The following is a 23,433-nucleotide window of genomic DNA, read 5'->3' on the forward strand; positions in this document are numbered from 1 at the left end:
TTCAACTGGTCCACAAAGTCAGGTTGAAATATTGGGTCATCGAGGCTCACAGGCCGTCATCGTTAATCCGTCGTATCGGGGGTCCGTGCGCCAACCAGCACCACGGCGATGGTTGCCGGTCTGTCGCTTTTGTTTCGCCAGGCGTGACGCGTTCCGTTCTGTACGAAGGTGTCGAATTGGCCCAGGCGAGTCTCATTGGCATCGTCGAGCTCCATCCAGATCTCGCCGTCGAGAACGATGCCGTAATCGACGGTCGGCGTTTGATGTTTACCATCCGGCTCGAAACGTTCGGCCAGGCCTGGGCTGACCGCCAGGTTCTCCGCCACAGCCGCCGGCCCATCGAAATCCGGAGCCATAAAAACGGCATCCGGTGGGAACGTTAGCACTAAAAACCGCGTTTCACCCGGCTCGGGAACGAAGCTCGTCACCAGCGGAGTTGGATCGGTTCCGTTGAGTGGGACCGTCGTTGAAGCCGAAGTCGACCAGACCATCCGCGACACCAGTCCGGGAACCGTCTTGAATATGTCGGTGCGCGGAACGGCGCCGTCCTCGGCGAACCTGGCAACACCCTGACTGCCGTGCTCCGTCACAACGCGCCTGATATGCACGGGAACTCTCCCGCTCAATTTTTCAGATTCCAAGATAGGCCTCCCTGATGCTTGGATCATTGATGAGAACTTCGGGCGCTCCGGAGGCCGTCACGCGGCCTTGCTCGATCACGTAGGCCTGATGGGCAATTTCAAGCGCCTTGTTCACGTTCTGCTCGACGAGCAGCACGGCTACGCCTCGCTCATTGATCATCTGGATGATTTTGAACATTTCGCCGACGATCAAAGGCGACAGCCCGAGCGACGGCTCGTCCATGAGCAGCACGCGCGGCTTGGCCATCAGGCCGCGGCCGATCGCAACCATTTGCTGCTGCCCGCCCGACAAGGAACCCGCCAACGAATTCTGACGCTCTTCCAAGACAGGGAAAAGCTGAAACACCTCAGCGAGGATAGCATCGCGCTCAGCACGAGCGAGCGAGCGGTATGCTCCGAGCAACAGATTGTCCAAGACCGTCATTGCCGTGAAAAGACGCCGCCCTTCCGGGACTACCGCTATGCCGTAATCGCACACCCGATGGCTGGGCACCTTGGAGACGTCCTTCCCCTCGATGACGATCTTTCCTTTGTGCGGACGAAGAATGCCGGCGATGGCATTTACCAGCGTGCTCTTCCCCGCCCCGTTCGGGCCGACGACCGAGACGATCTCGCCTGCTCTTACACCGATTGACAGATCCCACAGAGCGATCGCATCTCCGTAGCCGACCTCGATCTTATCGACCTCAAGCAGCATGACTGCCTCCCAGATATACGCTGACCACTGCCGGGTCTCTCATCGTTTCGCTTGGCTGCCCAAGCGCCAGAACTTTCCCCTGGTCCAGCACCGCGACACGGTCCGCCAGCGCGACAACCGCACGCATCAGGTGCTCAACGAAGATGATCGTCGTACCGCCAGCCCTGATCCGCTTGATCATTTCGACCGCATGGTCGACCTCGGCCGGATTCAAGCCGCAAAGCACCTCGTCGAGCAGCAGCAGCCGCGGTTTTGCCGTCAGTGCTCTGGCGAATTCGACAAACTTGCGGTCATGCAGGTTCAACGCCTCCGGGAGCAAGTTGGCCTTGTCAGCCAGGCCGGTAAAGGCGAGAGCCTCCCTGGTGACTGCGTCGACCGCATCCAAGCCCATGCCATCTGCGCCGCCAAATCTAGCGCAGAGCCGAACGTTTTCGAGGACAGTCAGATTATCGAACAGGCGCGGGATCTGGTAGGTACGCGCCACGCCCTGCTGCGCGATCAGATGCGGTGATCGACCGGAGATCTCCTCGCCTTCCAGCGTGATCTTACCGGAGGTCATGGCGTAATGGCCGCTGATCATGTTGATCAGTGTTGACTTGCCGGAGCCATTCGGCCCGACCAGGGCGAGAATTTCCCCCCGCCGGACGTCCAGGGTCACGCCGGTCAAGGCACGGATGCCGCCAAAGGACTTGGTGACATCCTCGCATTTGAGAAGCACCGGACCGGAGCCTGCCGGGGCTGAGGGCGCGAACCGCGCAGCGGCCTGATCACTCGCCTCCTGTGCGCCAGCTCCGCTGCGCCTGTCGGCAAACCGGCGGATCAGGCTGGGAACAATGCCGGACGGCAGCACCAGTATGACAATGATCAGCGCGAGAGCCACGCCCGCACGGCCGAATTCCGCATGAGCGCCGCTGACGATGGCGCTTTGCAGCACGGTGATGATGACCGCGCCGATGGCAGGTCCCGCCCAATGGCGCGCACCGCCGAGAATGCTCATGAGCACGACATAGAGAGGAACGGTCACCGCGAACGTCTCGCCAACCGTGACGTAGCCTACATATACCGCGTGTATTGCACCCATTGCGCCTGCAAGCGCCGACGAGATCGCAAACGACAGCAGCTTGTAGCGGAACGTCGGAACGCCTTTCACCTCTGCGACGTCTTCATCGTCGTGGATTGCAAGCAAGCCCTGGCCGAACTTGCTGTGAAAGATGAAATAGGACGACGCCAGCGCGGCAAGAGCCGCGATAAGCCCGAACATATAGAGCGAGCCAGACGCCGTCGCGCCGATCATTGGGATTTCGATTCCCGAGAGGAATACGCCCGTGCCCGAATCCAGCGCGGTGTTCGACACAATGGCCGCAATGACGAAGGTTACCGACAGCGTCAGCAGCGCGAAGAACTCGCCGCGCAGAGCTCCCGAGCGAAAAACCACCAAGCCAATCAGGACAGCGACCGCGGCCGCAAGCAGTGCCGCGGCAGGTATCGTCGCCACGAAGGGCCATGACAACTGCGTCGTCAGCGTCGCCGTCGTGTAGACCCCGATGCCGAAAAACGCGGCGTGACCAAAACTCCAGTAGCCGGTGTAACCGCTGAGGATGCCCCAGCTCGTAGCCAGCACGACCCAAAAGAAGATGATGTACAGGTAGGAAAGGTAGTAATCCGCCATTCCCAGGTAAGGCAGCGAGGCCAGGACCGCGACGGCGGGTGCTGTGATTAGGAGCTTTTTCATGGTCAAATCACCGGTTTGCGCAGGAGGATGACGATGAGCACGCTGAATGCCACGAGCGGCGCCCAAGCGGGGTTCACGACGGACATGGTCAGGCTCTCGGCCACGCCAATCAGCATTCCGGCACCCAATGCGCCGATGGGGCTGCCCAATCCTCCAATGATGGCGACGGCGAACACAACCCCGATCCAGGCCTCGATTTGAGATGGAGCCAAAGTTCCGATCAGGGCGATGAAGACACCCGCGATACCTGCCGTCGCTGAGCAGAGGCCGGCCAGGATGTACGACACGCGGGTGGAATTGATTCCGAAAGCCGATGCTACGGGGGCGTCATGGGCAGCGGCACGCAGTGCCTTGCCGAGCATGGTCTTGTTCAATGCGTACCAAGCCGCTCCGGCAAGCACGCCGGCGCAGGCAAAGGCGGAAAGATCCAATACGGGCACGAAGATCGGGCCGAGCCGGATGGTGGTCTGCGCATAGGGCGTTTCGTAGCGAAGGAAATCGGCCGACCAGACCCATTGGATCAGCGACTCGATCAGGATCGTGACGCCGAACGTGACCAGGAGAGAAGCGAATTCCTTCACCTTGAAACGCACGAACACGCTGTGCAGCGCAACGCCAAGCGCGAAGAACAGCGGAGCGATCAGAAGGGCGCTTAAATATGCCGGGACACCATAGACCGTGCCGAGCTGGTAGGTCAGGTAGGCGCCAAGGAACGCAAGCGCGAAGTGGCTGAGGTTCACAAGTTTCAACAGCCCCCAGCTCAGGCTGAGCCCCATTGCCAGCAGGCCATAAATCCCGCCCAGCAAAATGCCACCAACAGCCGATTGCAAGAAGAGAGCAAGGGTCATCAGCATCCACGTCCTTCTGTGGGCACGATGATCATCTCCAAGATTGCCAGAACATCCATCCGTTATGCCTCCTCCTGCGCTAACGTTTGCACAACATTGGTCTCATAGGGCGGCGGCCATGTCAATGACATTCACGAGGTAAAATTCCTCAATGCGCGCCGCCCGAGATGCGGCAATACCGAGAGATAATTCCAAAAGGTGAAATCAACCCCATGAGATCGCTAGCTATTACGACGGGGACCCCGTCAGCGCACCGAAGATCCGTGAACGAACATCAGAGCACCTTGATTTGCCGGAGTTGTTCTGCGATTTCGGCGTTTGACAACCGCCGCGCCAATGCTATCGTTGGCGAAAGTGATCATTCGGGCTAAGCACAATGGTAACAATCAAAGATATCGCCGCCAGACTTCAGGTTTCACCCTCAACGGTGGGTCGCGCCCTCGCCGACGATCGACGCATAAGCGCCGAGATGAAGCGAAAGGTGAACGAGGCCGCAGCTCAAGCCGGTTACGTTGCCAATCGTGCTGCACGAATGATGCGCGGGGTTCAAAGCAACCTCGTTGGGCTGATCGTGCCGGATATCCGCAACAGCTTTTATTCGACCATCGCCCATGCTCTGTCGAGATGCCTTCTTTCGGCGAATTATCAGCTGACTTTGTGTGAAACCGATGACGACAGAATGCACGAGCTTCGTCATATCAGGGAACTCACCAGCGTCAACGTCGCCGGGATCATTCTGGTCCCAAGCGCCAAACCTCATCCCGATTCTGCGCGAATCCTGAAGATGACACCTCACATCCAATTGCTGCGCAAGGCGCCGTTGCTCGGCGACCAATGGTTTGGGATCGATGACAGAAGGGCGCTTTACGAGAGTACGGAACATATCATCAATGAAGGTCACAGACGGATCGCTTATATCGGCGGCACGGAAGAGCTGCCCACCGGCGCGGCTCGCGTGCAGGGTTTCCGTGACGCGGTCAAAAACTCCGGCGAGACGATTGTCGTTCATGAGGAACTGGGCGCTCCATCCTCGCCCGAATTCGGCCGCGAGGCGGTACGCCGCCTCCTTTCCCGCAAGGATCGACCGACGGCGCTGGTGATCGGTGCGGTACAAAACACCTCCGGAGTCATTGATGAAATCCAGGACCAAGCTTTGAGCGTCCCGGGAGACATTTCCGTCATCGGGTTCGGCGATGAACTTGGATATCGGTGGTGGGGCCCCGGACTTACGACAGTTCAGTTACCGGTTTCGGAATTGGCAACCGCCTGCGGGCTGTGGTTCCTCCATCACCTTCAGAACAAGGGGGACCTTAGCAAGCCTTATAGCTTCATCTCGCCGCCACAATTGATCATTCGCGGCAGCACGGGCGCTCCATAAACGCCGGCAGGCCAATGGATATCCAGCGGTAGGCTGCTGAATCGGGGAGAGGCGCCCGTCCCGCGACGCGCACCTCTCTTTATTGGCCGTGATTCACCCCATCCCGAGCGCGACGCTGAAAGCCCTGGATTTAGATGAGCCGCTGCCAAGACTATGCGGCATGACGAAGCGAACGCAGCTCCCGCGCTGCCCGCTTGCTCATCGGTATCCCTCTTCAAGATCAATTTTCAACGCGCCCATCAGACGAACACCGGAATTGTACCAGGCAACATTGATCGCGAGTTCGACAAGTTGCTTCTCCGACAGGAACTTCGCGACTCCACCCCAGACTTCATCCGACACATCGACGTTCAGCGTCGAGTCCTTGGCAAAGGCCATCACAGCCTTCTCCTGCTCATTGAAAAGGTCCGAGGTCTCGAAATCCGGAATGGCATGAAACTGCTCCTCCGTAAGGCCCGCCTTGAGGCCATGGGAATGATGATGCTTCACCTCGTACTCCGAGTTTGTGCAATAGCCGACCGTAAGGATCGCCATCTCACGCAGCTTCGGGCTGAGGTCGGCAGCCCGCACAGCGTTCGCGTAGGTCAGGAAATCGTTAAGGACTGCGGGAGCATTGGCGAGCGCGAGGAAGATATTTCCGGTCGGAACCTTCCTCTCCTTCAGCAAGCGCTCATTCAGCGCGGGTTGCGTCTCAGCCAATTCGGTATTTGAGACGTATCGGACTCGTGCCATTCCACCACCTCAGATTTTTTCGCAAATCGCCTGCCTAAGACCATTCGATCGGCCAGAATTTGCTAACGTTAGCATTACTTGTGTTAGAGAACCTGAGTCAATCAGATTTTCTGGCTGCAACGAAATTCCTTTGCAGGATCTCTCGCGCTCCGCTTAATGCCGCGCAGGAACCACGTGATTTTTCAACACGCCGATACCGGGAATCTCCACCTCGAGATCGTCGCCGGGAACGATCGGTCCAACGCCGGCCGGCGTGCCGGTCATGATCACGTCGCCGGGGAGCAGCGTCATGAAGCGGCTCAAGTAAGCAACGATGTCAGCAACCGGGTAGACGAGGTCTCGCGTATTCCCCGACTGTCTGACTGTGCCGTTCTGACGAAGGATGACGTCAAGGTTGGTCGGATCGATATCCGTAATGATGGCCGGACCGATCGGGGCAAAAGTGTCGTAGCCCTTGCCCGCCAACAGGCAGCCGAACTTGCTTTCCTGCCGCTGGATGATGCGGTCGCTGATATCATTGCCGCATGTGTAGCCGAGCACGTGCTGCAAGGCGTTTTCTGGGCTGATGTGGCGCCCTCCTTTGCCCACGATAGCGACCAGTTCAGCCTCGTAATGGACGATTTCGCCATCACTCGGATATTCAATGGCATCTCCGTTGCCGCACGCGGCCGTGCTTGGCTTCATGAACAACACAGGAAGCGTCGGTTGCTCTTTTCCCGTCTCGTCGGTGTGCTGCCGGTAATTATACGCGACCCCGAATATCCGCGGCCGCTCGATCGGGCACAGCAGATGGACGCTCGAAAGGTCATCCGCCTGCCCCGTTCGTTCGATCGACTGGAAGGGATCACCAGCGAGCCGTTCGATCACGCCTTCGCTTTCGACCCCATAGTGAATTCCATCGCCGGACCGGTAACGCACAATCTTCATTCTGATCTCCATTTTTGCTAACGTTAGCGCAGACGCGATGTCTCGTCAACGCACTTCGTGCCCGGCGGTTGGGGATTGGAATTGGATCCTAGAATGCTGCAAAACAATCGGCATCGGTGCCGTCTTGCTACGAATTTCGCGCCGATAGGATGCGCGAACGGCGCTCAGCATTTTGGCTGTGCGCATCGAAACCGGTTTTCGCCTTTAGTGCTTAAACCAGCCAGCTCGCCTTACCAGTCATTGCAGCATCTCGATGCATATGTAAGGTGGCCGCACTTCATGCGGAGACTGAATCACCGATGACGACGGCGGACTACATTGCTCTGGCCTTCTTTGCCTGTGTCTGGATGGCCTATTCCTGGCTGCTGAAGGGCCGCACCTTTTTCGGCCGCACCAGTCTGACGCATGCGATGACCGAACGGCGCCGCGAGTGGATCTACAATTCGCTGCGCCGCGACCTGAAGATGATCGACACGCAGATCATGGCCGGACTGCAGAACGGCACGGCCTTTTTCGCCTCGACCTCGATCTTCGCGATCGGCAGCTGCTTCGCGCTGCTGGGCGCCACCGAGAAGGTCGACGCGGTCTTTGCCGACCTGCCCTTCGTTTTCCATGGCGGCCATGCCGTCTTCGAGATGAAGGTCGGCGGACTGGCAGCGCTTTTCGGTTATGCCTTTTTCAAGTTCGGCTGGTCCTATCGGCTGTTCAACTACTGCACCATTCTCTTCGGCTCCATCCCGATGCTGCGCGACGCCGAGAGCGACGTGATCGCCGCCGAGCGGGCCGCCGAACGCGTCATCCGCATGAACGTCATTGCCGGCAGCAATTTCAATGAGGGCCTGAGGGCGATCTTCCTGTCGATCGGCTATCTCGGCTGGTTCATCAACCCTTATGTCTTCATGCTGACGACGGCGATCGTCATCTTCGTGCTGGCGCGCCGGCAATTCTTCTCTGAGGCGCGGCTGGCGATCATGGATGCCGGCCCGCCGCCCAATCTTCACCTTTCTCCTGTTCGCCGCGACATGCCGTCGAGCAGCGGAAGTGATTTGTCCGAGGGACTTTGATGACAATGCCGGCAATGCAGGCCGATGCGACTGCGAGACCCCCGCGCATCGGTCTATTGGATACGGCGCGCGGCGTCGCGCTGATCGCTATGGCAAGCTACCATTTCACCTGGGACATGGAGTTCATGGGCTATCTTGCGCCGGGCACGGCCGAGACCGGCTGGCTGAAGATCTATGCCCGGGCGATCGCCACGACCTTTCTCTTCATCGTCGGCGTCAGCCTGGTGCTTTCGAGCACGCCCGCGGTTCGCTGGCCATCTTTCTGGAAGCGTTTCGGCATGATTGCCGCGGCCGCCGCGGTCATCTCGATCGCGACGCGGATCGCGATGCCGGACGGGTGGATCTATTTTGGCATCCTGCATTGCATCGCGGTGCTCACGCTCATCGGCATCGTTTTCATCCAGCTGCCGCTCGCCGTCACGCTCGTTTTCACGCTGGCGCTCCTGGCCGCCTGGATCATCGATAATTTCGGCACACCGGGCTTGCTGCGCTCGTCCTTTTTCGATCCGCGATATCTCGCCTGGATCGGCCTTGCCGCCATGCCGGAACGGTCGAACGACTACGTGCCGCTGTTTCCCTGGGCAATGCCGTTCTTTGCCGGACTGAGCTTCGCCTCGATCGCCATCAGAACCAGGCTGCCGCACCGGCTTGCCGCCCTCGGCACCGGCTCCTGGTGGCCGGCGCGACTTGGCCGCCACAGCCTTGCCTTCTACCTCATCCACCAGCCGGTGCTGATCGCCATCGCCTATGGGCTTTCCCTTCTCGTCCCGCCGCCGACGCCGGATCCGGCGGAAACTTACCTAAGGCAATGCAACTCCACTTGCGTGATGCAGCAAGGCGAAGCGCTGTGCCGCAGCTTCTGCCAGTGTACGCTCGGAAAATTGCAGGCCCAAAGCCTGTTGATCCCACTGCAGGCAAACGAGATCGACGTCCAGAACGATGAACGGGTCCAGACGCTCGCCGCCGAATGCAGCGCCGAGGCGGAATAAAGACCGGCGAGGCACTGCCCGTTGTCAGGTAGTGACGCCGATTTCGGCGAGGCGGCCGAGGCAGGCCTCTTCGATATTGTCGAGTTCCGTCAGGGTGTCGTCTATATCCTTGCGCTTCTGGCGCAGGTCCTCGCGCTTCTCGTCGACGCGCTTCATCAGAAGCTTCAGCTGGCCGAGTTCGCCCGGGGGCTCCTTGTAGACCTGGATGATCTCGCGAATTTCCGCGATGGTGAAACCGATGCGCCGCCCGCGCAGGATTTCGCCGATCAGCCGTCGGTCCGCCGGCCGAAACAGACGGGTGCGCCCTCGCCGCTCCGGATGGATCAGACCCTCGTCTTCGTAGAATCGGAGCGTGCGCGTCGAGACACCGAATTCGCGCGTGAGCTCCGTTATGCTGTAATATTTGTTCACCGGCATGTGTTCCCCGTCGTCGAACCGGCAATAATATTGACTTTTACGTAATAGTCAATTTCGGCGGCCATTCAGATGCCGAACCACCAGGTCGCGATGCCGAGAAAGGCGAAAAAGCCGGTACAGTCGGTCACCGTCGTGACGAAGACCGAGGAGGCGATGGCTGGGTCGGCCCCCATCTTGTCGAGCAGCAGCGGCAACAGGATGCCGGCAAGCGCTGCCGCCATCAGATTGATGACCATCGCCGCCGCAATCACCCCGCCGAGCTGATAGTCTTGGAACCACGTGCCGGCGATCAAGCCCATGATCGTCGCGAAGACGGCGCCGTTGAGGATGCCGACGCCCGCCTCTCTGCGGATGATGCGGCCGGCATTGTAGATATCGAGATCGCGGGTGGCGAGCGCGCGCACCGTCACCGTCATCGTCTGCGTGCCGGCATTGCCGCCCATCGAGGCGACGATCGGCATCAGCACCGCAAGCGCGATCATCTTCTCGATCGAGGCGTCGAACAGGCCGATGACGCTCGCCGACAGCATCGCCGTGCCGAGATTGATGAGCAGCCAGAGGAAACGCGAGCGCGCCGTCGACAGCACATTATCCGACAGTTCTTCGTCGCCGACGCCGCCGAGGCGCTTGATATCCTCGTCCGCCTCTTCGTGGATGACGTCGACGACGTCGTCGATGGTCAGCACGCCGACCAGCCGGCCATTTTCGTCGACGACAGCAGCCGAGAGAAGGTCGTACTGTTCGAAGAGCTGGGCCGCCTCTTCCTGGTCCATCTCGGCCGGAACCGGATGATTGGTTTCGCGCATGATCTGCTCGATCTTCGTCTGCCGCTTGGTGCGCAGGATCTGATCGAGGTCGACGGCGCCGAGCAGCTTGAAGGTCGGATCGATGACGAAGATCTGTGAGAAGGAATAGGGCAGATCCTCCTCGTCGCGCATGTAGTCGATCGTCTGTCCCACAGTCCAGAACGGCGGCACGGCGACGAATTCCGTCTGCATGCGGCGCCCGGCCGAGCTTTCCGGATAGTCGAGCGCCCGGCGCAACCGCACCCGTTCGGTAAACGGCAGTTGCGCAAGGATCTCTTCCCGGTCTTCCTTGTCGAGATCTTCGAGAATGTAAACGGCATCGTCCGAATCGAGCTCGCCGATCGCAGCGGCGATCTGCTCGTTCGGCATCTGGTCGACGATCTCGCGGCGGATCGCCTCATCGACCTCGGTCAGTGCCGTCATGTCGAAATCTTCGCCGAGCAGGCGCACCAGCGCCAGCCGCTGATCCGGCTGGATCGCTTCCAGCAGGTCGCCTATTTCGGATTCATGCAGGCGGGCGACATTCTGGCGCAGGAACAGCGTATCGCGATCGGCGATCGCGGCGCCGACGAGGGCAAGGAAATCGCCACGGACATTGCCGTCCTCGTCGTAAATATCCGCTTCCTCGTCATCGCGCCGGCGAATGCGGTCTTCCGTATCGGTCGTCGTCATCTGCCGCCCTCGCACCTGGTTCCAATTTCAACGGCTACCGCGCCGCATTCGCAAATGTCGGCCGAAAACACATTGTCAACAAGCGGATAGTAAATTCCGCGCGAAGCTCCCGCAGTCGGAATTCTGCTCCTGCTAGCTCAAAGCAACCCTGCCGTAAAGCGTCAAACCGCGCTTCTTGATGACAATGCCTGCGACCAACGATAGTTTTCCCGTCGTTCAAACAGAGGAAGCCCGCTTCATGCCCGTCCGTCCGATCCTGCGTTATCCGCATCAGGGCCTGAAGACTGTCTGCGCCCCGGTGACGGCCTTCGATGACTCGCTCGGCGCGCTGGCCGACGACCTGCTGGCGACGATGCGCGCGGCCCCCGGTGTCGGCATCACCGCCGCCCATATCGGCGTCTTCCTTCGTGTGACGGTGCTCGAGCTGGACAGGACCGACGGGGTGCGCCTCTATGTCAATCCTGAGATCACCTGGCAGTCGCAGGAGACGATGATCCATACCGAGGGCAGTGTCTCCATGCCCGGCGCGACCGATGAAGTCACGCGTCCGCGGGCAATCCGCTTCCGCTATCAGGATGCCGACGGCAAGATGCACGACGAGGCCGCCGAAGATTTTCTCGCCATTTGCATCCAGCACGAGGTCGACCAGCTCGACGGCATCTTCTGGCTGCAGCGGCTTTCGCGGCTGAAGCGCGACCGCCTCGTCAAGAAATGGGAGAAGACGCAGGGCTGACAAATCGCCCGGCACACCGAACCATTCGCCCCTGTCGGCGTTTTCCCGCAGAGAAACAAGGAGCGACCATAATGGCAAGGATCGGTGACAAGACCCCGATTTCACGCGAGTCCCCGGAGCTTTCCCGTGAAGAGGATTATCGCGACCTCGAAGAACGCAATCTCGACGACGGCTGGCCCTATGCCGACGGCACCGCTGGCAGCGACCCGGCCAACCGCCCCTATGGCGAGACAAAAGCGAATTTCGACCGCGATCCCAACCAAGGCTTTCGCATCGACGGCACGGATAAGGACGGCAACGAGAACCGCCTGAAGGATACGCTGCGCCCCGGCACGATCGATCGTGACGACAGCGACGAGCTCGAAGCGCGGGTAAACGACATTCTCGAAAACATTCCCGAAGTGGATATCAACAGCATTGAGGTCCACGCCGACGGCCACGTCATCACCCTGGACGGCTCGGTGGAGACGATCGGCATCGCCCGCAAGGTCGAGCTCGGCGCGTTGTCTGTCGACGGCGTCCATCATGTCCGCAACAGGCTGCAGCTGACCGGCGTCGACGCCCACATCCCCAACGAAGACTGAACCTCACTTGACGATCATGACGGGAGGCCGCTGCCGCCTCCCCTAAGTTCTGTTCAACATTACCAAAAGTTAACAATCTTCGATTGTAGCGATCACGGATGATCAGATTGGCTATTTTGTTAGGCGGCTGCCGTAACGGCAACGTCAAGTTCATTGACAAGACCGTGATTTTATTTGAACAAAAGGTTGCGGGCCAGCCGTAATCCGTTCACAATTTCGCCAGAATTGGAGCGCGAACTCCTATCCGCCGGGGATGGTTTATGTTGTTGAATTCAACAACAGATTGAGGAGAAGAAACCATGCGCATCAAATTTGCCCTCGCCGCATCTCTGTTCGCCGTCAGCCTCTCAGGCGCTGCCTTCGCCCAGCCGACATATTCCGACGACTATACCAATGACAGTGACGGCTTTGCGCCGAGCCCGATGGCCAAGCCCGCTCCGGTTCACTACAGCAACCGCAAGGCCCCGGCCTATTCCAGCGATTACACCAATGACAGCGACGGCTTTGCCCCGTCCGCCGTGGCCACCCCAGTCGTCGACAAGACGGCGACCGCGAGCATCAAGCCCCTGCCGCCGTGCCACAGCATGGTCGGTCCGAGCGGCTCCCATACAAAGGGTGCCGACAGCGGCGCCTCGCGCACCGAAGCCTGCCGCGCAACTCATTGATCCAATAGAAGGGGCCGAAAAATCGGCCCCTTCCTTTTAATCCGGTTCTGTCGCCTCAGAACGAACGGAACGAGCCGGTAACGGGTCGTGGTCATGAAGGCGTCGTCTCAAAATCAGATCGCGATCTTTCGAGGATCACTTTTCGCTTGAGTCGCGGTTCAGATCAGCGCGACGTGTTTCACCGTCGTCGATGCTTATGTCCGACGCGGCGGCAATCACGGCCAACTGGCCGTGTCACACATATAAGAGGTGATCAAGCTATACCGAAATCATCGCCCGGCGAGCGTTCCCTGAAGGGGATGGTGCGGTCGAGAAGACTCGAACTTCCACGGGTTGCCCCACAGCGACCTCAACGCTGCGCGTCTACCAATTCCGCCACGACCGCATCGTGGTAGGTGCCGATTTGCGTCGGCGGGGCAGCATGTAGCAAAAGCATTTGGGGTGCACAAGGGCGATATGACAGTTTTTTTGAAAACCTTTCACAGCATTTGAATTGGCTGGAAAACGGGTCCATATAGGTTGCCTGCCGCCCCTATTTATCAGGCATTTCGGGGCAAGCGGCAAGGAATGGCCATGCTTCGCACCGATCTCGAATTCTCCATGCTCCCCAAACTCGATACCCGCCCGGTGCGCTGGCGCATCGCCGACGGGCTCGTCGCCTATGAGGAAGCGGTGGAAGCGATGGAGCGCGAGGTCGCGGCGATCGCAGAGGGCGGCGACGAGCTTGTCTGGCTCGTCGAGCATCCGCCGCTCTATACCGCCGGCACCAGCGCCAATGCCGGCGACCTCGTCCAGCCGGATCGCTTCCCGGTCTTTGCGACGGGACGCGGCGGCGAATATACCTATCATGGACCCGGCCAGCGCGTCGCCTACGTCATGCTCGACCTGAAGCGCCGCCGCCAGGACGTGCGCGCCTTCGTCGCCGCCCTCGAGGAGGTCGTCATCCGCACGCTCGACATGATGAACGTGCGCGGCGAGCGGCGCGAGGATCGCGTCGGTGTCTGGGTGCGCCGCCCGGAAAAACCGCTGCTGGCCGACGGAACCATGGCTGAAGACAAGATCGCCGCCCTCGGCATCCGCTTGCGCAAATGGGTGACCTTCCACGGCCTGTCGCTGAACGTCGATCCGGACCTCGATCATTTCAGCGGCATCGTGCCCTGCGGGATATCGGCCTATGGCGTGACCAGCCTCGTCGACCTCGGCCTGCCAGTCATGATGGCGGAGGTCGACATCAGCCTGCGCGCCGCTTTCGAGACGGTTTTTGGCGAGACGGTGAACGCGCCCTGACCGCTTGCGAGGTTTGACGGCTTGATTTGCCCGGCTTTCCCGTGATGATGGGCGCCGTCCCCGAAGAATCGGCCGCCAATGTCAGAGCCCCATCAAAACTCCCTGCAGGGCATGGCCATCATGTCCGGCGCCATGTTCATCCTGCCGACCATGGACGCCATCGCCAAATACATGGCCACCTTCGAGGCGATGTCGCCGGGCCAGGTGACATTCTACCGATTCTTTTTTCAGATCGCCTGCACCCTGCCGATCCTCGTCGCTCTTTTCGGGTTCAGGGCGTTTTCGGCCAAACGACCATGGATGAATATTCTGCGCGGCGTGCTGCACGGGGCTGCAAGCCTGCTGTTCTTCGTCGCCGTCAAATACATGCCGCTTGCCGACGTCTTCGCCATCTATTTCGTCGAGCCCTTCATGCTGACCGCCATGTCGGCTGTATTCCTTGGAGAGAAGGTCGGCTGGCGGCGCTGGATGGCGATCGCGGTCGGTTTCGGCGGCGCGATGATCGTCATTCAGCCCAGTTACGAGATTTTCGGCCTCAAGGCGCTGCTGCCGGTCGCCTGCGCCTTTCTGTTCTCGCTCTATCTTTTCCTCAATCGCGCAATCGGCGAGGCCGATTCGCCGCTCACCATGCAGACGATGGCGGGCATTGGCGGGACGGTCTTCATGGCCGCCGCCCTTCTCGCCGGCAGCGGCGCCGGCAGCGAGGATTTCGCCATCTCCCTGCCCGCCTCCGGTCTCGGTCTCGCGCTGCTTCTCGCCCTTGGCTCGATCTCCGGATATGCGCATATGCTGGTGGTCCGGGCTTTCCGGCTTGCGCCGCTGTCGCTGCTTGCGCCGTTCCAATATTTCGAGATCATCTCGGCCACGGTGCTCGGCTATGCGTTGTTCAACGATTTCCCGAGTTTTTCCAAGTGGATCGGCATCTTCATCATCGTTGCATCGGGCCTTTTCATCATCTGGCGCGAGCGGCAGCAGCACAATCGCTAAAGTCCTAATGATTTCGGGAATGTCAGGTTAACGCCTCTTCTTGAGGGATCGTCAATTCGCAGGCGATAAAACTGTCTCCGGCTTCATGATGAAGCCTGGAGTTAAAACATGAGCGAATTCCGTCTCGCTTTTCCGGCCTGTGTCGTGGCCGGCAAGCATCGGCTGACGGCCGAAGATATCGTATTGTTGCGCAAACATGCCTTTCCCGAGGGGATCCGGACATCCCAGGATGTCGGGGCGATGTTGGCGCTCAACAATTCCTGTCCTGAAAAATGTGCCGAGTGGAACGCTTTTTTCGTGGAGCAGCTCGCCGGTTTCATCGTCAACCACACCCATCCGCAGGGCTCGTTGGATGACATCAACGTTGCCTGGATCATGCGCATGTTCACCACCGATGGCGTCGTCAACTCGGCGCTGGAGCTCGAGCTCATTCTCCACATCATGGAGCTTTCGGCCGATGTCCCGGGTGAACTGCGAGCGCTTGCCCTCGACCAGCTTCGCCTGGCGATCACCGACGGCATCGGCGGCTACAAGCAGTCACGCGCCGTCGACCGAAGGAGCATCACCCGCCAGGACGTCGATTTTACGATGCGCATCTTCAGAAGCATTGCCGCAGGCGGCGTCATCGCCGTGGCTCCGGCCGAATATGGCGTCTTCCAGCAGATCGAGCAGGCAATCCTGCCGGCTGCCAACCATCCGCACTGGGCCGGCATCATGGCTGCCGTCGAACTGCGCGATCGTTTCGAGCCGCGCCGCAGCCGCTGGCTTCGCATCGTCGACGAAGAACCGGTAGCCCAAGCCGCCGTCGCCTGAGCTTTCTCAAGCCCGATTGTGCGTTCCGGTGTTTTGTGCGTAAAACTCCGGAACGCATTTCTGGGTGGAGTCTCGATGTTCAAGAAAATCCTGATCGCGAATCGCGGCGAGATTGCCTGCCGCGTGATCAAGACCGCGCGCCGCATGGGCATTTCGACCGTCGCGGTCTATTCGGATGCGGATCGGGATGCGCTGCATGTCGAGATGGCCGACGAGGCCGTGCATATCGGCCCCGCTGCGGCCTCGGAAAGTTATCTGGTCGCCGAGAAGATCATCGCCGCCTGCAAGGCGACCGGCGCCGAGGCGGTTCATCCCGGTTACGGCTTTCTTTCCGAGCGCGCCTCCTTCTGTGCCGAATTGGAAAAGCAGGGCATCGTCTTCATTGGCCCGAAGCCGAAGGCGATCATGGCGATGGGCGACAAGATCGAATCGAAGAAATTCGCCAATGCCGCCGGCGTCTCCACCGTGCCCGGCCATCTTGGCGTCATCGAGGATGCCGCCCATGCGGAAACGATCGCCGGCGGCATTGGCTATCCCGTCATGATCAAGGCGTCGGCCGGCGGTGGCGGCAAGGGCATGCGCATCGCCTGGAACAAGGCCGAAGTCCGCGACGGCTTCGAGCGCGCCCGCTCGGAGGCGAAAAGCTCCTTCGGGGACGACCGCGTCTTCATCGAGAAGTACGTCGTCGAGCCGCGCCATATCGAGATCCAGGTGCTGGCCGACGCCCATGGCAATGTCGTCTACCTTGGCGAGCGCGAATGCTCGATCCAACGGCGCAACCAGAAGGTGGCCGAAGAGGCGCCCTCGCCTTTCCTCGACGAAAACACCCGCAAGGCCATGGGCGAACAGTCGGTGGCGCTGGCCAAGGCCGTCGAATACCAGAGCGCCGGCACCGTCGAATTCATCGTCGACCGCGACCGCAACTTCTACTTCCTCGAAATGAACACCCGCCTGCAGGTCGAGCACCCCGTCACCGAGCTCGTCACCGGCATCGATCTCGTCGAAAAAATGATCCGCGTCGCGGCCGGAGAGCCGCTCAGCTTCGGCCAGGAGGATGTCAGCCTCGATGGCTGGGCGATCGAAAGCCGTCTCTATGCCGAAGATCCCTACCGCAACTTCCTGCCTTCGATCGGCCGGCTGACGCGTTACCGCCCGCCGGCGGAAGGCCGAAGCGGCAACGTCGTCATCCGCAACGATACCGGCGTCTTCGAGGGTGCGGAGATCTCGATGTATTACGACCCGATGATCGCCAAGCTCTGCACCTGGGCGCCGACGCGCGGCGAGGCGATCGACGCCATGGGCCGGGCGCTCGACGGTTTCGTCGTCGACGGCATCGAACACAATGTCCCCTTTCTGTCGGCGCTGATGAAACATCCGCGCTGGCGCGAGGGTCGGCTTTCCACCGGTTTCATCGCCGAGGAATATCCTGACGGCTTCGCGCCGATGAAGCCGGACAGGCAGGAGGAGGCCATGCTTGCCGCGATAGCGCTGTCGGCCTCGCTCATTGAAACGAACCGCCGCGAAGGTTTTGCCGATCGCCTGCGCGCCTCATCCGGCCCGCTGCGTGAGCATTGGGTGGTCAAAACAGGCGAAGACTACGTCGATGTCAGATTGCTCGACGGCCTCGTCACCATCCCCTTCGATATGGACATGGCGATAGAGGGCGAAAACCGGAGCGTTATCACCGATTGGAGACCGGGTGATCCGGTCTGGAGCGGCAAGGTCGGCGGCCGGGATATTACTGCCCAGATCCGTCCCGTTCTCAACGGCCTGCGCATCGACTGGCAGGGACTGTCGGTCACCGCCAAGGTCTTTTCGCCGCGCCACGCCGAACTCGACAGGCTGATGCCGGTAAAGCTGCCGCCCGATACGTCCAAGCTTCTGCTCTGCCCGATGCCCGGCCTCGTCGTGTCCATTGCGGTCGCCGAGGGCCAGGAGGTCAAGGCCGGTGAGACGCTTGCGATCGTCGAGGCGATGAAGATGGAGAACGTCTTGCGCGCAGAGCGCGATCTCGTCGTTTCGAAGATCAATGCCGCGGCCGGCGAAAGCCTGGCCGTCGATGCCGTGATCATGGAATTCGCCTAAGAGAAAGCCCCGCGGCCGGCCGTTTTCGCTTGAGCGCGGCGCGCCGACCATGCCAAGCTCCGCCCCATAACATTGTCAGGGAGATATCAAATGGACGTTCGCGCCGCCGTAGCCGTTCAGGCCGGAAAACCGCTCGAAGTGATGACCGTACAGCTCGACGGCCCGAAGGCCGGCGAAGTGCTGGTCGAGGTTAAGGCGACCGGCATCTGCCACACCGACGACTTCACCCTGTCCGGCGCCGATCCGGAAGGCCTGTTCCCGGCGATCCTCGGCCATGAGGGTGCCGGCATCGTCGTCGATGTCGGCCCCGGTGTCACCTCGGTCAAGAAGGGCGACCACGTCATTCCGCTCTACACGCCGGAATGCCGCGAGTGCTATTCCTGCCTTTCCCGCAAGACCAATCTCTGCACCGCCATCCGCTCGACCCAGGGCCAGGGTGTGATGCCTGACGGTACTTCGCGCTTTTCGATCGGCAAGGACAATATCCATCATTATATGGGCTGCTCGACCTTCGCCAATTACACGGTGCTGCCGGAGATCGCCCTTGCCAAGGTCAATCCCGACGCCCCCTTCGACAAGATCTGCTACATCGGCTGCGGCGTCACGACAGGCATCGGCGCGGTGATCAATACCGCCAAGGTCGAGATCGGTTCGACCGCGATCGTCTTCGGCCTCGGCGGCATCGGCCTCAACGTGCTGCAGGGCTTAAGGCTCGCCGGCGCCGACATGATCATCGGCGTCGACATCAACCCTGACCGCAAGGAATGGGGCGAAAAGTTCGGCATGACGCATTTCGTCAATCCGAAGGAGGTCGGCGACGACATCGTGCCCTATCTCGTCAACATGACCAAGCGTAACGGCGACCTGATCGGCGGCGCCGACTACACCTTCGACTGCACCGGCAACACCAAGGTGATGCGCCAGGCGCTGGAAGCATCGCACCGCGGCTGGGGCAAATCGGTCATCATCGGCGTTGCCGGCGCCGGCCAGGAGATTTCCACCCGGCCGTTCCAGCTGGTCACCGGGCGCAACTGGATGGGCACCGCCTTCGGCGGCGCCCGCGGCCGCACCGACGTGCCGAAGATCGTCGACTGGTACATGCAGGGCAAGATCCAGATCGACCCGATGATCACCCACACCATGCCGCTCGAAGACATCAACAAGGGCTTCGAGATGATGCACAAGGGTGAAAGCATCCGCGGCGTGGTTGTTTATTGATGGCTGCGACGACCTACACCGCCGTCCTCAAGAACGTCGATGAGCTCCTCGCGCGGGAGCTCTACGAACTCTTGAAAATGCGCGTTGATGTCTTCGTCGTCGAGCAGAACTGCCCCTATCCGGAACTCGACGGCAAGGACATCGACGCCCTGCACCTAAGGCTGCTGGAGAGCGGCGAACTCCTGGCTTCGGCGCGGATCCTGAAACCGCATGAGCCGCATGATCCGTCAAAGATCGGTCGCGTCGTCGTCTCGCCGGCCCATCGCGGAAAGCGGCTGGGCGATGCATTGATGAGCGAAGCGATCTCTGCTTGCGTACGGCTTTTTCCGGCAAACCCCATCGCCTTGTCGGCGCAGGCTCACCTGCGCCGATTCTACGAAGGCTTCGGTTTCGTCGTGGCGTCGGAGGAATATCTGGAAGACGGCATTCCCCATATCGATATGGTCCGCCAGCCAGCCATCCAGCCGGCAAGGATATTGTCATGATCTATGTCGACGCCGATGCCTGCCCGGTGAAGCCGGAGATCATGAAGGTCGCCGAACGTCTCGGCCTCGAAGTCACCTTCGTCGCCAATTCCGGCCTGCGCCCATCGCGCGATCCGATGATCCACAACGTCATCGTTTCCAGCGCGTTCGATGCCGCCGACAACTGGATCGCCGAGCGCGCCGGAGCGGGCGATGTCGTCGTCACCGCCGACGTGCCGCTCGCCGTGCGCTGCGTCGCCACAGGCGCCTTCGTCAGCGGCCCGACCGGCCGTGTCTTCGACGAGACCAATATTGGCATGGCGAGCGCCATGCGCGATCTCGGCGCGCATTTGCGCGAAACCGGCGAGAGCAAGGGCTATAACGCCGCCTTCAGCCCGAAAGATCGCTCACGTTTCCTCGAAACCTTCGACCGCCTCTGCCGCCGCGCCAAGAGCCTTTCCGCCGAGGCTGGCGGGAAGCCCTGATCACACCCGCATGAAACGGGTGGCATGGCTGCCATGCGGATTCCCACCTTGAATGCATCCGTCCCCTCACGCATATAGACGCTATCGCAGACGACTGCGGCATCCTGACGGATGCAACGTCGCGGGGACGGCCTCGCTCTTGACAAGGAGAGTCGCATGGCCTGGTTTCTGCTTTTTCTTGCCGGTCTTTTCGAATGTGGTTGGGCGATCGGCCTCAAATATACCGATGGCTTCACGCGGCCGTTGCCGACAGCGTTGACGGTCATATCCATGGTCGTCAGCGTGGTGCTGCTCGGCCTGGCGGTGAAGCATCTGCCGATCGGCACTGCCTATGCGGTCTGGACCGGCATCGGCACGGTCGGCACCGTGCTGCTCGGCATCTGGCTGCTCGGCGATGAGGCAAGTGTCTCCCGTCTTGCCTGTATCACGCTGATCGTCGGCGGCATCGCCGGTCTCAAGCTCACTGCCTAAATAAACAAAACGCTGCGGGGCACCGCAATGCCCCGCAGCCTATCATCAGGCTAGATTGCGGTTATCGACAGCAAAAGCGCCGGGACCGGAGAAGAACAGGTAGAGGAAGACGAAGCAGAACAGGATGGCAGCGTCGCCCTGGTTGACGGCCGGGAAGAAGCTGTTCGGAGCATGCGCCATGAAATAGGCGACGGCCATTTGGCCGGCCAGCAGGAAGGCGACGGGACGGGTCAGCAGGCCGACGAGAATGAGGATGCCACCGACGAGCTCGAGAAGAGCCGCGAAGAGCATCAGCGGCGGAAGCGGGCCAGACATCTGCGAAGCTGGAAAGCCGAAAAGCTTCATCGTGCCGTGTTCGATGAACAGCAGCGCGGTGATGATTCTGAGAGCGGCCAGCCCATAGGGGCGATAGGCGGAAAGACGCTCGAAAGTTGACATAAAACCTCTCCATTTGAAACAATGCAGCCGAGCGTTAGCTTGTCCCCCGCAAGGATTGAACACACGGATCGCTGACGGCCGTTCACTTTTTCGACAGCGGGTAAACACCCGGCCGTGCGCCTTTATTCGGTGAAAAATCTCAGAGCGGAATGTTGTCGTGTTTCTTCCAGGGATTGGCGAGATCCTTGTTGCGCAGCATCTTCAGCCCGCGCGCCAGCCGCCGCCGGGTCGAATGCGGCATGATCACCTCATCGACATAACCGCGTTCGGCGGCGACGAAGGGGGACAGGAACCGGTCCTCGTACATTTTCGTATGGGCGGCGATCTTTTCCGGATCGGCGATATCCTTGCGGAAGATGATCTCGACCGCGCCCTTGGCGCCCATCACGGCGATCTGCGCCGTCGGCCAGGCATAGTTCAAGTCGCCACGCAGATGCTTCGACGCCATCACATCATAAGCGCCGCCGAAAGCCTTGCGGGTAATGACGGTGAGCTTCGGCACCGTCGCCTCGGCATAGGCAAAGAGCAGCTTGGCGCCATGCTTGATGAGCCCGCCATATTCCTGTGCGGTGCCCGGCAGGAAGCCCGGCACGTCGACGAAGGTGACGATCGGAATGTTGAAACAGTCGCAGAAGCGCACGAAGCGGGCGGCCTTACGCGAGGCGTCGCTGTCGAGCACGCCGGCCAACACCATCGGCTGGTTGGCGACGAAACCGACGGTGGAACCTTCGATGCGGCCGAAGCCGCAGACGATGTTGCCGGCAAAGCTCGCCTGGATCTCGAAGAAATCCCCCTCGTCCGCCACCTTCCGGATCAGCTCCTTGATGTCATAAGGCCTGTTGGCGCTCGCCGGCACCAGCGTGTCGAGCGAGACGTCGGTCTCCGTCACCGACTGGTAACATTCGATCTCGGGCAGCGGCGCGGTGTTCGAAAGCGGCAGGAAATCGATCAACCGGCGCACCTGTAAGAGCGTTTCGACATCATTGTCATAGGCGCCGTCGGCAATCGAAGAGCGCGTGGTATGCACCACGGCGCCACCGAGTTCCTCAGCGGTTACCGTCTCGTTGGTGACGGTTTTCACCACATCGGGGCCGGTGACGAACATGTAGGAGGTATCGCGCACCATGAAAATGAAATCGGTCATGGCCGGCGAATAGACGTCGCCGCCGGCGCAGGGGCCCATGATCACCGAGATCTGCGGGATGACGCCCGAGGCGAGCACATTGCGCTGGAAGACTTCGGCATAACCGCCGAGCGCGGCGACACCTTCCTGAATGCGGGCGCCGCCCGCGTCATAGATGCCGACGATCGGCGCGCGGTTCTTCAGCGCCATGTCCTGCACCTTCATGATCTTCTCGGCATGCGCTTCCGAAAGCGAGCCGCCGAAGACGGTGAAGTCTTTTGCGAAGACGAAGACCGTGCGGTCATTGACCGTGCCCCAGCCGGTCACGACGCCGTCGCCGGCAATACGGCTCTTGTCCATACCGAAATCGGTGGAGCGATGTTCGACGAACATGTCGAACTCCTCGAAGGAGCCTTCGTCGAGGAAAAGGTCGATACGCTCGCGCGCCGTCAGCTTGCCGCGCTTATGCTGAGCCTCGATACGTGTCTTGCCGCCGCCAAGGCGAGCGATGCCGCGGCGGCGTTCCAGTTCTTCGAGAATTTCCTTCATGCGATTTCCCTCACCGCCTGCGTGTTCGATATGCCCTAAAGCATGATGCCGAAAAGTGTGAGCGGTTTCCGGAGGACATCATGCTCTAACTCACTAATCTAGAACAGGATTCAGATTTACGTCCGACCGGGCCTAAAATCATCCTGTTCTAGCACTACGACCGCTGAGCGAGTAAACCGAGCGTATCCTGGCTGCCACATCCTCGGCGATGATTTCGTCGGCAAGCTTGGGATCGGCGGCCATGCTGGTCACGTCAAAGGCGCTGACAGCGATCACCGACCCATCCTCCACCGAAGCCGCGTCGACGCTGATCTTGGCGACGTTGCGGTCCTTCTGGAAACCGAGGCCTTTCTGGATTGATATCACGCGAATCGTCAGTACAACCCGCGGCAGCGCGGTATCACGCACGGTGGCGTTGATCGCGGCATTGACGCGGTCGTTGATGCCGGAGAGCAGCTCGGCCGGCATGTTCGGCCCGGAGAGAACGACAGCGCTGCGCACATCGTAGAGCGGCGCCGCAGGCTTCGGACCCAAAAGGCTGGCGCAGTTCGTGAGCGCAATACAGACGAGTACGGCCCGGCAAAAACACGACCTCAGCCAATTCATCACAAAATCCCGCACCGCCCCG

Annotated in this window: 25 protein-coding genes and 1 tRNA gene; 14 read left to right on the forward strand and 12 right to left on the reverse strand. The window is 60.5% G+C overall.

From position 1 onward, the window contains the following. Positions 1-62: 62 nt before the first annotated feature. Genes EFR00_RS04675 through EFR00_RS04690 form a run of 4 tightly spaced genes read right to left on the reverse strand, consistent with a single transcriptional unit; the run spans position 63 to position 3,924 of the window. Positions 63-608 carry a cupin domain-containing protein gene (locus EFR00_RS04675; protein ID WP_009988698.1) on the reverse strand — a complete coding sequence of 182 codons (546 nt, stop codon included), beginning with the start codon at positions 606-608 and terminating at the stop codon, positions 63-65. 22 nt (positions 609-630) lie between these two features. After that, positions 631-1,338 (reverse strand): ABC transporter ATP-binding protein, encoded by a 708-nt coding sequence (locus EFR00_RS04680; RefSeq protein WP_077989181.1) that lies wholly within the window; start codon positions 1,336-1,338, stop codon positions 631-633. Continuing rightward, a complete protein-coding gene (locus tag EFR00_RS04685; protein ID WP_077989182.1) occupies positions 1,328-3,070 on the reverse strand; it encodes a branched-chain amino acid ABC transporter ATP-binding protein/permease in 1,743 nt (580 codons plus the stop codon). The genes EFR00_RS04680 and EFR00_RS04685 overlap by 11 nt, the downstream gene beginning before the upstream one ends. Positions 3,071-3,072: 2 nt before the next feature. Beyond that, entirely contained in the window at positions 3,073-3,924 is an 852-nt protein-coding gene (locus tag EFR00_RS04690) for a branched-chain amino acid ABC transporter permease (protein ID WP_077989183.1), read from the reverse strand. A gap of 370 nt (positions 3,925-4,294) precedes the next feature. On the opposite strand from EFR00_RS04690, the gene EFR00_RS04695 reads away from it, so the two are divergent. Then, positions 4,295-5,296 carry a LacI family DNA-binding transcriptional regulator gene (locus EFR00_RS04695; protein ID WP_077989185.1) on the forward strand — a complete coding sequence of 334 codons (1,002 nt, stop codon included), beginning with the start codon at positions 4,295-4,297 and terminating at the stop codon, positions 5,294-5,296. A 198-nt stretch (positions 5,297-5,494) separates the two neighbouring features. Here the strand turns inward: EFR00_RS04695 and EFR00_RS04700 are convergent, their stop codons facing one another. Next, positions 5,495-6,028, reverse strand: coding sequence for a carboxymuconolactone decarboxylase family protein (locus tag EFR00_RS04700; RefSeq protein ID WP_038689115.1), 534 nt, complete (start codon positions 6,026-6,028; stop codon positions 5,495-5,497). 153 nt (positions 6,029-6,181) lie between these two features. Beyond that, positions 6,182-6,955, reverse strand: a complete 774-nt coding sequence (locus tag EFR00_RS04705) for a fumarylacetoacetate hydrolase family protein (RefSeq protein ID WP_077989186.1) — start codon at positions 6,953-6,955, stop codon at positions 6,182-6,184. A 299-nt stretch (positions 6,956-7,254) separates the two neighbouring features. Between EFR00_RS04705 and EFR00_RS04710 the strand changes: the two genes are divergently transcribed. Both EFR00_RS04710 and EFR00_RS04715 read left to right on the forward strand, forming a co-directional pair. Continuing rightward, positions 7,255-8,019, forward strand: coding sequence for a DUF599 domain-containing protein (locus EFR00_RS04710; protein ID WP_009993538.1), 765 nt, complete (start codon positions 7,255-7,257; stop codon positions 8,017-8,019). Further along, positions 8,019-9,008 (forward strand): heparan-alpha-glucosaminide N-acetyltransferase, encoded by a 990-nt coding sequence (locus tag EFR00_RS04715; protein ID WP_077989188.1) that lies wholly within the window; start codon positions 8,019-8,021, stop codon positions 9,006-9,008. The genes EFR00_RS04710 and EFR00_RS04715 overlap by 1 nt, the downstream gene beginning before the upstream one ends. Before the next feature lie 24 nt (positions 9,009-9,032). On the opposite strand, the gene EFR00_RS04720 is transcribed toward EFR00_RS04715, so the two are convergent. Together EFR00_RS04720 and mgtE are read right to left on the reverse strand one after the other, a co-directional pair. Then, positions 9,033-9,425 carry a MerR family transcriptional regulator gene (locus tag EFR00_RS04720; protein ID WP_011425479.1) on the reverse strand — a complete coding sequence of 131 codons (393 nt, stop codon included), beginning with the start codon at positions 9,423-9,425 and terminating at the stop codon, positions 9,033-9,035. Between the two features lie 65 nt (positions 9,426-9,490). Next, complete coding sequence (gene mgtE / locus EFR00_RS04725) at positions 9,491-10,903, reverse strand: magnesium transporter (RefSeq protein WP_038689121.1); 1,413 nt, start codon at positions 10,901-10,903, stop codon at positions 9,491-9,493. 238 nt (positions 10,904-11,141) lie between these two features. On the opposite strand from mgtE, the gene EFR00_RS04730 reads away from it, so the two are divergent. From EFR00_RS04730 to EFR00_RS04740, 3 genes are all read left to right on the forward strand, one after another. Beyond that, the gene (locus EFR00_RS04730) at positions 11,142-11,636 is read left to right on the forward strand and encodes a peptide deformylase (protein ID WP_077989189.1); all 495 of its coding nucleotides are present in this window, start codon (positions 11,142-11,144) and stop codon (positions 11,634-11,636) included. Positions 11,637-11,707: 71 nt separating this feature from the next. Then, entirely contained in the window at positions 11,708-12,220 is a 513-nt protein-coding gene (locus tag EFR00_RS04735) for a BON domain-containing protein (protein WP_038689125.1), read from the forward strand. 299 nt (positions 12,221-12,519) lie between these two features. Further along, a complete protein-coding gene (locus EFR00_RS04740; protein WP_009996401.1) occupies positions 12,520-12,885 on the forward strand; it encodes a hypothetical protein in 366 nt (121 codons plus the stop codon). A gap of 300 nt (positions 12,886-13,185) precedes the next feature. On the opposite strand, the gene EFR00_RS04745 is transcribed toward EFR00_RS04740, so the two are convergent. Continuing rightward, positions 13,186-13,270: transfer RNA gene (locus tag EFR00_RS04745), tRNA-Leu, on the reverse strand. A 182-nt stretch (positions 13,271-13,452) separates the two neighbouring features. On the opposite strand from EFR00_RS04745, the gene lipB reads away from it, so the two are divergent. From lipB to sugE, 8 genes are all read left to right on the forward strand, one after another. Further along, positions 13,453-14,172, forward strand: a complete 720-nt coding sequence (gene lipB, locus EFR00_RS04750; protein ID WP_009996403.1) for a lipoyl(octanoyl) transferase LipB — start codon at positions 13,453-13,455, stop codon at positions 14,170-14,172. Between the two features lie 78 nt (positions 14,173-14,250). Continuing rightward, positions 14,251-15,159, forward strand: coding sequence for a DMT family transporter (locus tag EFR00_RS04755; RefSeq protein WP_009996405.1), 909 nt, complete (start codon positions 14,251-14,253; stop codon positions 15,157-15,159). Positions 15,160-15,267: 108 nt separating this feature from the next. Continuing rightward, a complete protein-coding gene (locus EFR00_RS04760) occupies positions 15,268-15,972 on the forward strand; it encodes a hypothetical protein (protein ID WP_009996406.1) in 705 nt (234 codons plus the stop codon). A 75-nt stretch (positions 15,973-16,047) separates the two neighbouring features. Continuing rightward, positions 16,048-18,057: an acetyl-CoA carboxylase biotin carboxylase subunit gene (locus tag EFR00_RS04765; protein WP_077989190.1), complete on the forward strand. Its 2,010-nt coding sequence runs from the start codon at positions 16,048-16,050 to the stop codon at positions 18,055-18,057. Positions 18,058-18,147: 90 nt separating this feature from the next. Next, complete coding sequence (locus tag EFR00_RS04770) at positions 18,148-19,275, forward strand: S-(hydroxymethyl)glutathione dehydrogenase/class III alcohol dehydrogenase (RefSeq protein ID WP_086156231.1); 1,128 nt, start codon at positions 18,148-18,150, stop codon at positions 19,273-19,275. After that, positions 19,275-19,760, forward strand: a complete 486-nt coding sequence (locus tag EFR00_RS04775) for a GNAT family N-acetyltransferase (RefSeq protein ID WP_038689136.1) — start codon at positions 19,275-19,277, stop codon at positions 19,758-19,760. The genes EFR00_RS04770 and EFR00_RS04775 overlap by 1 nt, the downstream gene beginning before the upstream one ends. Beyond that, positions 19,757-20,224, forward strand: coding sequence for a YaiI/YqxD family protein (locus EFR00_RS04780; protein WP_010060621.1), 468 nt, complete (start codon positions 19,757-19,759; stop codon positions 20,222-20,224). Before EFR00_RS04775 ends, EFR00_RS04780 begins: the two co-directional genes overlap by 4 nt. Before the next feature lie 156 nt (positions 20,225-20,380). Continuing rightward, positions 20,381-20,695 (forward strand): quaternary ammonium compound efflux SMR transporter SugE, encoded by a 315-nt coding sequence (sugE, locus tag EFR00_RS04785; RefSeq protein WP_009991822.1) that lies wholly within the window; start codon positions 20,381-20,383, stop codon positions 20,693-20,695. 45 nt (positions 20,696-20,740) lie between these two features. Here sugE and EFR00_RS04790 read toward each other — a convergent pair whose 3' ends face one another. The 3 genes from EFR00_RS04790 to EFR00_RS04800 all read right to left on the reverse strand — a co-directional run bounded on the left by EFR00_RS04790 (position 20,741) and on the right by EFR00_RS04800 (position 23,411). Then, positions 20,741-21,133: a DoxX family protein gene (locus tag EFR00_RS04790; RefSeq protein WP_009991824.1), complete on the reverse strand. Its 393-nt coding sequence runs from the start codon at positions 21,131-21,133 to the stop codon at positions 20,741-20,743. A 139-nt stretch (positions 21,134-21,272) separates the two neighbouring features. Further along, entirely contained in the window at positions 21,273-22,805 is a 1,533-nt protein-coding gene (locus tag EFR00_RS04795) for an acyl-CoA carboxylase subunit beta (RefSeq protein WP_077989192.1), read from the reverse strand. A 138-nt stretch (positions 22,806-22,943) separates the two neighbouring features. Further along, positions 22,944-23,411 carry a calponin homology domain-containing protein gene (locus EFR00_RS04800; protein ID WP_077989193.1) on the reverse strand — a complete coding sequence of 156 codons (468 nt, stop codon included), beginning with the start codon at positions 23,409-23,411 and terminating at the stop codon, positions 22,944-22,946. Positions 23,412-23,433 lie beyond the last annotated feature (22 nt).

Origin of the sequence: Rhizobium sophoriradicis (genome assembly GCF_003939025.1) — a bacterium.
GTDB lineage: Bacteria > Pseudomonadota > Alphaproteobacteria > Rhizobiales > Rhizobiaceae > Rhizobium > Rhizobium sophoriradicis.

Bases quoted from the DNA above. Each gene is read 5' to 3' on its own strand.
- EFR00_RS04680 (WP_077989181.1), bottom strand. From the start codon at position 1,338: ATGCTGCTTGAGGTCGATAAGATCGAGGTCGGCTACGGAGATGCGATC.
- EFR00_RS04685 (WP_077989182.1), bottom strand. From the start codon at position 3,070: ATGAAAAAGCTCCTAATCACAGCACCCGCCGTCGCGGTCCTGGCCTCG.
- EFR00_RS04690 (WP_077989183.1), bottom strand. From the start codon at position 3,924: ATGCTGATGACCCTTGCTCTCTTCTTGCAATCGGCTGTTGGTGGCATT.
- EFR00_RS04695 (WP_077989185.1), top strand. From the start codon at position 4,295: ATGGTAACAATCAAAGATATCGCCGCCAGACTTCAGGTTTCACCCTCA.
- EFR00_RS04700 (WP_038689115.1), bottom strand. From the start codon at position 6,028: ATGGCACGAGTCCGATACGTCTCAAATACCGAATTGGCTGAGACGCAA.
- EFR00_RS04705 (WP_077989186.1), bottom strand. From the start codon at position 6,955: ATGAAGATTGTGCGTTACCGGTCCGGCGATGGAATTCACTATGGGGTC.
- EFR00_RS04710 (WP_009993538.1), top strand. From the start codon at position 7,255: ATGACGACGGCGGACTACATTGCTCTGGCCTTCTTTGCCTGTGTCTGG.
- EFR00_RS04715 (WP_077989188.1), top strand. From the start codon at position 8,019: ATGACAATGCCGGCAATGCAGGCCGATGCGACTGCGAGACCCCCGCGC.
- EFR00_RS04720 (WP_011425479.1), bottom strand. From the start codon at position 9,425: ATGCCGGTGAACAAATATTACAGCATAACGGAGCTCACGCGCGAATTC.
- mgtE (WP_038689121.1), bottom strand. From the start codon at position 10,903: ATGACGACGACCGATACGGAAGACCGCATTCGCCGGCGCGATGACGAG.
- EFR00_RS04730 (WP_077989189.1), top strand. From the start codon at position 11,142: ATGCCCGTCCGTCCGATCCTGCGTTATCCGCATCAGGGCCTGAAGACT.
- EFR00_RS04735 (WP_038689125.1), top strand. From the start codon at position 11,708: ATGGCAAGGATCGGTGACAAGACCCCGATTTCACGCGAGTCCCCGGAG.
- EFR00_RS04740 (WP_009996401.1), top strand. From the start codon at position 12,520: ATGCGCATCAAATTTGCCCTCGCCGCATCTCTGTTCGCCGTCAGCCTC.
- lipB (WP_009996403.1), top strand. From the start codon at position 13,453: ATGGCCATGCTTCGCACCGATCTCGAATTCTCCATGCTCCCCAAACTC.
- EFR00_RS04755 (WP_009996405.1), top strand. From the start codon at position 14,251: ATGTCAGAGCCCCATCAAAACTCCCTGCAGGGCATGGCCATCATGTCC.
- EFR00_RS04760 (WP_009996406.1), top strand. From the start codon at position 15,268: ATGAGCGAATTCCGTCTCGCTTTTCCGGCCTGTGTCGTGGCCGGCAAG.
- EFR00_RS04765 (WP_077989190.1), top strand. From the start codon at position 16,048: ATGTTCAAGAAAATCCTGATCGCGAATCGCGGCGAGATTGCCTGCCGC.
- EFR00_RS04770 (WP_086156231.1), top strand. From the start codon at position 18,148: ATGGACGTTCGCGCCGCCGTAGCCGTTCAGGCCGGAAAACCGCTCGAA.
- EFR00_RS04775 (WP_038689136.1), top strand. From the start codon at position 19,275: ATGGCTGCGACGACCTACACCGCCGTCCTCAAGAACGTCGATGAGCTC.
- EFR00_RS04780 (WP_010060621.1), top strand. From the start codon at position 19,757: ATGATCTATGTCGACGCCGATGCCTGCCCGGTGAAGCCGGAGATCATG.
- sugE (WP_009991822.1), top strand. From the start codon at position 20,381: ATGGCCTGGTTTCTGCTTTTTCTTGCCGGTCTTTTCGAATGTGGTTGG.
- EFR00_RS04790 (WP_009991824.1), bottom strand. From the start codon at position 21,133: ATGTCAACTTTCGAGCGTCTTTCCGCCTATCGCCCCTATGGGCTGGCC.
- EFR00_RS04795 (WP_077989192.1), bottom strand. From the start codon at position 22,805: ATGAAGGAAATTCTCGAAGAACTGGAACGCCGCCGCGGCATCGCTCGC.
- EFR00_RS04800 (WP_077989193.1), bottom strand. From the start codon at position 23,411: ATGAATTGGCTGAGGTCGTGTTTTTGCCGGGCCGTACTCGTCTGTATT.